Source organism: Mesorhizobium sp. M4A.F.Ca.ET.050.02.1.1 (assembly GCF_003997725.1).
Lineage (GTDB): Bacteria > Pseudomonadota > Alphaproteobacteria > Rhizobiales > Rhizobiaceae > Mesorhizobium.
The window spans coordinates 1-4,961 of the sequence record NZ_RZSG01000449.1 but is presented as its reverse complement, the minus strand read 5'-3'; the positions used below and the strand labels follow the sequence as shown (position 1 = coordinate 4,961).

The following is a 4,961-nucleotide window of genomic DNA, read 5'->3' as shown; positions in this document are numbered from 1 at the left end:
TCGGTGTGCTGCCCGGCATCACGCGGCGCACCGTCTTCGACCTCTGCGCCGAGGCTGGCCTTTCCGCTGCAGCGATCGATGTCAGCGTCACCGCCCTGAAAGCGGCCGACGAGGTGTTCATCACCTCGACCGCCGGCGGCATCATGCCGGTGACGATGATCGACGGCGCCCAGGTCGCCGACGGCAAGGTCGGCCCGGTCACCAGCCGGCTGATGGCGCTCTACTGGCAGAAGCACCAGGACCCGGCCTGGTCGAGCCTGGTGCGCTATCGCTGATCATTCGGACCTCATTTCCAAAAAGAGTCTGCCTCGCCTCTGGAAAATCGGCGAGTGCGCCGTATATGGCAAGAAGCGGAGAAGCCTCCGTTTACCCCCAAATCGTGGCCCGCACGGGCAAGGATCTCAGATCATGACAAGCAAGGTTTGGTTCATCACCGGATCGTCGAAGGGTTTTGGCCGCGTCTGGGCCGAGGCGGCACTCGCCCGAGGCGACCGTGTCGCCGCGACTGCCCGCGACGCCGGCACGCTCGCCGATCTCGTCGCGAGATATGGCGACAATGTCGCCGCCATTCAACTCGACGTCACCGAAAAGAAAGCCGTCGACGCCGCGGTCGCCGGGGCGCATGAACGCTTCGGCCGGCTCGACGTCGTCATCAACAATGCCGGCTATGGCCATTTCGGGGCCATCGAGGAAGTCAGCGAACAGGAAGCCCGCGACCAGATCGAGACCAACGTGTTCGGCGCCCTTTGGGTAACGCAGGCCGCCTTGCCGATCATGCGGGCGCAGCGGTCCGGACACATCATCCAGATTTCGTCGATCGGCGGCGTCAACGCCTTTGCCTCGCTCGGCCTCTATCATGCCTCGAAATGGGCGCTGGAGGCCTTCAGCCAGACGCTCAGCCTGGAGGTCGCGGAGTTCGGCATCCACGTCACGCTTGTCGAGCCGGGTGGTTTCTCAACCGACTGGGCAGGACCGTCAGCCAAGGTGTCGAAGCCGCTCGCTGCCTACGAGCCGGCCCGCACGGCCATGGCCGAGCGCCGCAGCCGCGCCGTCGCCGGCGATCCAGAGGCCACCGGATCAGCGATGCTAGCCATCGTCGACGCGACCGAGCCGCCGCTCAGGGTATTCTTCGGCGACGGCGGCTTGCCGATGATCAAGCAGGAATACGCCAACCGCATCGCCACCTGGGAAAAGTGGGATCACGTTTCCATTATGGCGCAAGGCGAAAACAAGAACCGCAAGGCGGCTTAGCACGCCTTAGAACAGGCTGCGTCGCCTTGCGGCGCAGCCCCCCGTTGCCGAGCTAGGCTCGATAAATCCACTGCTCCGGCACCCGCACCGAGATCTCCTCGCCGGTCCTGATCGTGCCCGGCTTCTCGACCCAGGCGACGAGGCCGCGCAGCCGCTTCGCCGCCTTCGGAAACAGGAGCGCGCCGGCCTCGTGGTCGGCCATGCCGGCGTTCTCGGCGACCGAGCGTCCGGCGATGCGACATGGCCCGTTCTGGGCGTCGACCTTGATCGTGACGCCGCCCTTGAAGAACAGCAGCGTGCCGGACGGCAGCATGGAGAGATGCGGCAGCCCTTCGAGGAGAAGATTGGCGCCGATCCATTCCGGCTTGATTTCCGCCAGGCCCATTCGCTCCGCGACGATGGCCAGTTCGTCCGCCGCCACGATCGACAATTGCCGCTCGTTGCGCATCTCGGTGCCGCGCGGATACCAGGGCTCGCGGCCGCCGGAGCGGCGCGTGGCGCCGGCATGGAAATCGCCATCTATGCCGTCGAAGCCGAGCCGCAGTTCCTCAACCGCCCGCGTCTCGAAATGATCGAACGGCGCGACGTAAAGTGCCGAAACCTTCGCCGCGAGTTTGCGCGCCGTGACGATCTCGGCAGGGGTCTCCGCCGCGGGGAACAGATCCATTGTGCTTGCCGTCTCTTGCATGCCCTGACTTAGCCGATGTCGCCGGACGGGGTCCAGTCGAAAGCACTGATGGTCCAGTCGAGCGCCTTGATGCCCATCGACGCCGATCACGATCTTCTTACCCCGATTTTCGTCTTGCGCCGCATTGCCGCCGCGCCATGACGATCCGATAGTGATGTCACGGAGGAGGCTTCCATGCATCCCGCACCCGCTATCGCGGCGCTCTGGCTGTTCTGGGTCGTGTCATGGCTGGCGGCCGCCTTCTGGGCCGACCCGGCGGCAAAACGCGCCGGCTTTCGGGAGGAAGCGCGCTACCGCGCCCTGTGGACGATCGGCGCGATCCTGCTGTTCGTGCCGGCGCATGGTTATGTCGGCCGGCTTCGGCTCTGGATGCCGACCCTCACCGAAGCTTGGGTATGCGTCGCCCTGATCGCGGTCGGCCTCGCCTTCTCCTGGTGGGCGAGGCTGCATCTCGGCCGGCTATGGTCGGGCACCGTCACCGCCAAGGCCGACCACCGCGTCATCGACACCGGCCCCTATGGGATGGTCCGGCATCCGATCTACACCGGCCTGCTTGTGGCGATACTCGCCACCATGGCGGCGAAGGGCACGGTCTGGGGCGTGGCCGGCGCCGCCTTCCTCATCGTGGGCATCGTCGTGAAGGCCAGGCTGGAGGAGAGCTTCCTGCGCGGCGAACTCGGTACGGCCTATGACGACTATGCCAGGCGCGTGCCTATGCTGGTGCCGTTTGCACCAAACTAGGCGCCAAAGTGTGTTTGAAGCCGCCGTTTGCAGGCCGGCCTCACCTCAGAGCATCTTGAGCAAGGCGCCGCCGATCGAATAGCCGGCGCCGAAGGCGCAGATCAGGCCGAAATCGCCGGCCGTCATGTCGGCGTGGTTTTCCGACAGCGCGACGATGGCGCCGGCGCCGGCGGTGTTGCCCAGCCGTTCCAGCACCATCGGCGCGCGGTCATGGTCGACCTCATGGCCGAAAGCGAGCTTGAGGATCATCGCGTTCATGCGCGCATTGGCCTGGTGCAGCCAGAACCGCCGGATGCCCTGCGGCGTCAGCCCGTGCTCGGCCAGGAACTCGACGATGAATTTGTGGCCGGCGACGGTGACCTCCTTGAACACCTTGTTGCCGACCTGCTTGATCAGATTGCCCTCGAGATCGATCCTGTAGGGATCGTCCTGGGCAGTGCGGGTGTGGTAGCCGAGATTGGTGCGAATGTTGTTCGACATCTGCGTCCAGGTGCGGGTGTCCAGCACCTCGAAGCGTCCCGGCCGCTTCTCGCCCTGCTCCAGCCCCTCGACGACCATGGCGACCGAGGCATCGCCGAAGATGAAATGCGTCTGCCGGTCGCGGAAGTTGAGATGGCCGGTGATGATCTCCGGCGTCGAGACCAGCACCCGCTTGTGCGCGCCGGCCCGCACGAGGTTTGCCGCTATGTGCAGCGCGGCCGCAGCGGAAGAGCAGCCGAGTCCCATGTCGAAGCCGGCGCCCTTCGTGCCCAGCGCCTGCTGCATCTCGATGGCGATCGCCGGATAGGGCCGCTGCTGGTGCGAGGCCGAGCAGATGACAAGGTCGATGTCGGACGGTTGCAGGCCGGCATGATCCAACGCCTTCCTCGCCGAGGCGATGCCGAACTCGGCCTGCAGCGACAGCGCATCGTCCGGCCGCGCCGGAATGCGCGGCGCCATGCGGGTCGGGTCGAGAATGCCTTCGCGCTCGACAACGTGGCGGGTCCGGACGCCCGAGGCATGCACGATGAAGTCGCTGTCCGACTTCTGCAGCAGCGCCTCGCCGGCGACCTCGCGGCGCGCATTCTCCGTGTCGACCCAGGCGTTGAAGCTGGCGACCAGCTCTTCATTGGTGATGACAGGTTCAGGGATTTCAGCGCCGATGCCGCTGATGATGACGCGATGCATTTCCAATCCGTCCCCTGCGCGGGCGTTGCGGCTTGATGTGAGCGCCAGGGCTCCCGGCGCAACACTTGTCGCATTTGGCCGGTTTATGCCAGCTTAAATCGAATGCCTGGAATTACCAGGCGCAGAGCTTGGTGTTGGTCTGCGGATTGTTCCAGCAGGCGCCGTCGTCGCGGCTCCGCACGAACTGCCCAGGCAGCGACACATTACGGCGGCCGAAATTGATATAGCCATAGGCAAAGCCCGGGCCGTCGATTTCAAGCACATAGGTCGGATAGCCGGGCGCCGAGATGCGGAAGCTGCCGTCGCTGCCGATCGCCCTGTAATTGCAGGAGAAATAGCCGTCATCCGTGGTGTAGCAGCGCGCCCGCTTGGCCTCGGCCGACATCGAGAAGGCAAGCAGCGCGGCCACGCCCACGCAACCGCCCAGGGCAATCTTCCCCAGCGCCATAGTCTACTCCCCGCCACCTGGACCACCGGTCACGATCCAGGCTGAAGACTGCGCATGGCGACGAATTCCGGTCAAGCACTCGTGATGAGCGCGGCGCGGTGTGGCTAACGTTTCCTGGAGCAATTCCAGGAAAAGTGTGTAGCGGTTAGGCTCGGCGACTTCGCCGTAGCCTTCCGTCCGGAATTGCGCAGAAACAAAACTTAGATCGGACGGCGCGCGGCGATGAAGATGCGGGGAAAGCGCAGCAGCACCTTGCCGTTCGCCGTCTTCGGATAGGCTTTCGCGATCCTTGCCGTGTAGCGGTCGAGGAACAGCTTGCGCTCCTCCGCGTCGAGCGGATCGAGAAACGGCTTCAGCCCCGTCGACTTCACCCATTCGACGATCGCCTCGGCATCGGCGAGCGGGTGGTTGTAGATGGTGTGCCAGATATCGAGCCGGTCGCAGTAGGGCGACAACAGATCGTAGTAGAACGACACCGGCGGCAGCGGCTCGCGCGCGGCACCTTTCAGCTTTTCGGCGAACGGCATCTCGGCCGCCGTCTCGCGCATGGACCGGTGCGACGGCTCGCCGAGATTGTCGGGCATCTGCACGGCCAGCGTGCCGTGCGGGCTCAAGAACCCCATCAGCCGCTGGAACACGGCGGGATGTTCCGGCAGCCATTGGAAC

At 65.1% G+C, this 4,961-nt stretch carries 6 protein-coding genes and 1 pseudogene; 3 read left to right on the top strand and 4 right to left on the bottom strand.

Features of this window, described 5'->3' with window-relative positions; genetic code table 11:
* Window positions 1–275, top strand: a 275-nt coding sequence (locus EOA33_RS24140) for an aminotransferase class IV (protein WP_190234357.1), incomplete at its 5' end; no start/stop codon positions are given.
* A gap of 133 nt (window positions 276–408) precedes the next feature.
* A complete protein-coding gene (locus EOA33_RS24135) occupies window positions 409–1,251 on the top strand; it encodes an SDR family oxidoreductase (protein WP_126053871.1) in 843 nt (280 codons plus the stop codon).
* A 52-nt stretch (window positions 1,252–1,303) separates the two neighbouring features.
* On the opposite strand, the gene EOA33_RS24130 is transcribed toward EOA33_RS24135, so the two are convergent.
* On the bottom strand, window positions 1,304–1,918 hold the full coding sequence (locus EOA33_RS24130; RefSeq protein WP_126053870.1) for an MOSC domain-containing protein: 615 nt from the start codon (window positions 1,916–1,918) through the stop codon (window positions 1,304–1,306).
* Between the two features lie 195 nt (window positions 1,919–2,113).
* On the opposite strand from EOA33_RS24130, the gene EOA33_RS24125 reads away from it, so the two are divergent.
* A complete protein-coding gene (locus EOA33_RS24125; protein ID WP_126053869.1) occupies window positions 2,114–2,680 on the top strand; it encodes an isoprenylcysteine carboxylmethyltransferase family protein in 567 nt (188 codons plus the stop codon).
* Between the two features lie 45 nt (window positions 2,681–2,725).
* Here the strand turns inward: EOA33_RS24125 and EOA33_RS24120 are convergent, their stop codons facing one another.
* The 3 genes and pseudogenes from EOA33_RS24120 to EOA33_RS24110 all read right to left on the bottom strand — a co-directional run.
* On the bottom strand, window positions 2,726–3,847 hold the full coding sequence (locus tag EOA33_RS24120; protein ID WP_127406762.1) for a beta-ketoacyl-ACP synthase III: 1,122 nt from the start codon (window positions 3,845–3,847) through the stop codon (window positions 2,726–2,728).
* A 112-nt stretch (window positions 3,848–3,959) separates the two neighbouring features.
* Window positions 3,960–4,295, bottom strand: coding sequence for a hypothetical protein (locus EOA33_RS24115; protein ID WP_126053867.1), 336 nt, complete (start codon window positions 4,293–4,295; stop codon window positions 3,960–3,962).
* Between the two features lie 200 nt (window positions 4,296–4,495).
* Window positions 4,496–4,961: pseudogene (locus EOA33_RS24110) on the bottom strand (trans-aconitate 2-methyltransferase); the annotation flags it as partial.